This window comes from Streptomyces lancefieldiae (assembly GCF_031845825.1).
GTDB lineage: Bacteria > Actinomycetota > Actinomycetes > Streptomycetales > Streptomycetaceae > Streptomyces > Streptomyces lancefieldiae.
The window spans coordinates 1-652 of record NZ_JAVRFH010000266.1; the positions used below are offsets into that span (position 1 = coordinate 1).

At 63.7% G+C, this 652-nt stretch carries 1 protein-coding gene; it reads right to left on the reverse strand.

What is annotated here, in order from left to right; translation table 11 throughout:
• Window positions 1–209: 209 nt before the first annotated feature.
• Entirely contained in the window at window positions 210–581 is a 372-nt protein-coding gene (locus RM812_RS42045; protein ID WP_311586278.1) for a VOC family protein, read from the reverse strand.
• Window positions 582–652 lie beyond the last annotated feature (71 nt).

Genomic DNA, 652 nt, shown 5'->3' on the forward strand with positions numbered 1-652 from the left:
CACTCGTACAACTCGTCCCGGAAGCGTGACGCTTCCGCAAACGCTTCCCCAGGAACGGCTTCAGGCAGGAGACTCACCCTCACGGCCTTCGTTCTGATCGGTGCACCTTGGTCGGAGTACATGATCAGGCGAAGGCCGCCTCAGCGTTTGCCGAATGCCCAGGTCAGTGACCCAGTTCGAGGCACATTTCGACGCCGGCAAATGGCAGGTCAGGCTCCCTCAGGAGTGATCAGGCAGAAGGGATGGCCGACGGGGTCCTCGTAGACGCGGTAACCGATCGGCTTATCCGAACCATCCAGCAGCGTCGCACCGAGGGCCAGCACCTGGGCCTCAGCCGTATCGAGGTTCGTGACCATCACGTCGATATGCATTTGCTGAGGACGCGCGGAATCCGTCCACCGCGGCGCTCGAAAGTCGTCCACCCGCTGGAAGGCGACCACCGGGGCACCCGCCGCGTTCTGGAGCACGACGAAGTCGCCGGTGTCCGCCTGCCGTGAGAGCGACAGCAGCTTCTCGTAGAAACCGGCGAGCTCGTCCGGGTCGGGGCAGTCGATGACGACGGTGTACAGGTGTCCGATCATCCGGCTCACTCTGCCACTGGCCCGCGAGCGGGCCAAACGGCAGGGGCCAGCCCAAGGTTAAAGAACAAGCT